General features: G+C 67.9%; 3 protein-coding genes and 1 pseudogene. All 4 read left to right on the top strand.

Going from position 1 to position 2952, the window contains the following annotated elements; all coding sequences use genetic code 11:
• A partial coding sequence (fgd, locus tag JOY90_RS08865) for a glucose-6-phosphate dehydrogenase (coenzyme-F420) (RefSeq protein WP_291690767.1) occupies positions 1–975 on the top strand: 975 nt, incomplete at its 5' end.
• 17 nt (positions 976–992) lie between these two features.
• Positions 993–1766 carry a coenzyme F420-0:L-glutamate ligase gene (cofE, locus tag JOY90_RS08860; RefSeq protein ID WP_291690766.1) on the top strand — a complete coding sequence of 258 codons (774 nt, stop codon included), beginning with the start codon at positions 993–995 and terminating at the stop codon, positions 1764–1766.
• On the top strand, positions 1763–2713 hold the full coding sequence (cofD, locus tag JOY90_RS08855) for a 2-phospho-L-lactate transferase (protein ID WP_291690765.1): 951 nt from the start codon (positions 1763–1765) through the stop codon (positions 2711–2713). The genes cofE and cofD overlap by 4 nt, the downstream gene beginning before the upstream one ends.
• Positions 2710–2952: pseudogene (locus JOY90_RS08850) on the top strand (2-phospho-L-lactate guanylyltransferase); the annotation flags it as partial. The gene cofD and the pseudogene JOY90_RS08850, both read left to right, overlap by 4 nt.

Genomic DNA, 2952 nt, shown 5'->3' with positions numbered 1-2952 from the left:
GAGCAGTTCGCGCCGGGCAAGTTGCTGGGCTTCTCGTGTCTCGCCGAGGAGGTCGGTTTCGATTCGGTCTTCATCAGCGACCACTTCCAGCCCTGGAAGCATGTCGACGGCCATGCGCCCTTCTCGCTGACCTGGCTGGGCGCGCTGGGCGCCAGCACCTCGCGGGTCGTCATGGGCACCAGCGTGCTGACGCCGACGTTCCGCTACCATCCGTCCATCGTTGCCCAGGCCTTCGGCACGATGGGCGCGATGTTCGCAGGCCGCGTCGTGCTCGGGATCGGTACCGGCGAAGGTCTCAACGAAGTGCCTTCGACCGGCCAGCCCTGGCCGGAATTCAAGGAGCGCTTCGCCCGCCTCCGTGAGGCCCTCACGCTGATCCGGGCGCTCTGGACCCAGGAACGGGTCAGCTTCGAAGGTCAGTATTACAAGACCGACAAGGCAACGATCTACGACCGTCCCGACACGCCGGTACCGATCTATGTTGCAGCCGCGGGCGCTCTCGTGGCGCGTTACGCCGGTCGCGCCGCGGAAGGGTTCATCTGCACCAGCGGCAAGCAGCCGGAGCTCTACACCGAGACGCTGTTGCCGAAGGTCGCCGAGGGCATCGCCGCGTCGGAGGATCCGACGCGGTCCTACGATCGCATGATCGAGGTCAAGGTGTCGTTCGACACCGACAAGGCGCGTGCGCTCGAGGACACCCGCCACTGGGCGGCGCTGGCGCTGACGCCGGAGGAAAAGATGAGTGTCGAGGATCCCGTCGAGATGCAGCGCCTCGCCGACGCGCTGCCGGTGGAGCGCGCCGCCAGCCGGTGGATCGTGTCCAGCGACGCCGACGAGCACGTCGAGCGGATCGGCTACTACGTTGGCCTTGGTTTCCGCCATCTGGTGTTCCACGCGCCGGGACCGGACCAGGCGCGCTTTTTGAAACTCTACGGCGAGCATGTGCTGCCGCTTCTGCGCAAGCGTTTCGGTTGAGCGTGCGGGACCGGCCGATGAAGTCCAGTAGTGCCGTCGAGATGCTCGCCGTCCCCGGCATTCCGCTGGTGCGCAAGGACGATGATCTCGTCGCGCTGATCGGCGACGGGCTGGCGCGCGGCGGCATCGTGCCGCGCGGCGGCGACGTCTTCGTGTTGACGCAGAAGATCGTGTCCAAGGCCGAAGGGCGCTTGGTTGACCTGGCGACCGTCGAGCCCTCAGCGGAGGCGATCGAGCTCGCCGGGACGGTCCAGAAGGATCCGCGCCTCGTCGAGCTGATCCTGCAGGAATCGGTGCGCGTCGTGCGGGCAAGGCCGGGCGTGTTGATCGTCGAGCACCGGCTGGGCTTCGTGATGGCCAATGCGGGCATCGACCAGTCCAATCTGGCTTCGCCCGATGAACCACCGCGCGCGCTGCTGCTGCCGGTCGATCCCGACGGCAGTGCGGCAACATTGAGGAGACGTCTGTCGCTGAGGTTCGGTGTGCCCGTGGCGGTGATCATCAGCGACAGTTTTGGCCGTGCCTGGCGGCGCGGTACCTGCGGAGTCGCGATCGGTGCGGCCGGCCTGCCATCGCTGATGGATCTGCGTGGCTCGCCTGATCTGTTCGGCCGCGAGCTTCAGGTCAGCATCACCGGGCATGCGGACGAGATCGCGGCTGCGGCGTCGCTCGTGATGGGGCAGGGCGCCGAAGGCCAGCCTGTCGTGGTCGTGCGCGGCCTGGCATGGCGCGGTCCCGACAATGCCGCGTCCGAGCTGGTGCGCCCGGCCGCCGAGGACATGTTCCGATGAGCCGGCGACTTGTCGTGGCGCTGTCCGGCGGGGTCGGCGGCGCCAAGCTGGCGCTCGGTCTGAGCCGCGTCCTGCCGGCTGACGAGCTGCTCGTGGTCGCCAACACCGGCGACGATTTCGAGCATCTTGGGCTGAGCATCTCGCCCGATATCGACACGCTGACCTACGTTCTCGCTGAGATCGACAATCCCGCAACCGGCTGGGGCCGGCGCGACGAGACCTGGTCGTTTATGGACAGCATCGGCGCGCTCGGCGGCGAGGACTGGTTTCGGCTCGGCGATCGTGATCTCGCGCTGCATGTCGAGCGCACCCGTCGCCTGCGCCTGGGCCAGACATTGTCGGAGGTGACATCCGACATTTGCCGGCGCCTCGGCATCGGTGCCCGCCTGGTGCCGATGAGCGACGACCGAGTGCGGACCCGCGTGCGCGGCGACGCGGGCTGGATCGACTTCCAGGACTATTTCGTGCGCCGGCAATGCCGGCCGGTCGTCCATGAACTGGCTTTCGACGGCGTGATGCGCGCCCGGCCGCAGGACGACATCCTGGCGGCACTCCGCTCGGGCGACGTGCGGGCCGTCGTCATCTGTCCGTCCAATCCCTTCATCAGCATCGAGCCGATCCTGGCGATCCCAGGCATGCGCGAGGCGATCAAGGCGAGCGGCGCGCCGGTCGTCGCGATCTCACCGATCATCGGCGGGAAGGCGGTCAAGGGCCCGATCGCGAAGATGATGCGCGAGCTCGGCCACGAGGCCAGCGCCGCCGGCGTCGCCGCACGCTACGGCGACCTGCTCGATGGCTATGTCGTCGACCACGCCGACGCCGATAGGGTCGGCACTGTCGGCGCGCGGGTCACGATCGCCAGAACCCTGATGACCAGCCTGCATGACCGGGAGACGCTGGCGCGCGTGACGCTCGATGCGGCGGACGCGCTGGCCTCGCTGCAATGAGCGACATCTGGGCGGTCATTCCGGTCAAGGAGTTCGATGGCGCCAAGCATCGGCTGTCGGGCCTGCTGTCGCCGCCGGAGCGTCGGCGTCTCGCCGAGACCATGCTGACGGACATGCTCGACGCCGTTGCCGGCTCCCGGCGTCTCGCTGGTGTGGTGATTGTCACACTCGATCCGCACGCGACAGCGCTTGGTAAAAAGATCGGCGCGCGGATCCTGACTGAAGGCGCGCGGGATGGA

This window comes from Bradyrhizobium sp., assembly GCF_019242285.1.
GTDB lineage: Bacteria > Pseudomonadota > Alphaproteobacteria > Rhizobiales > Xanthobacteraceae > Bradyrhizobium.
This window is presented reverse-complemented; position numbering and strand designations above follow the sequence as displayed.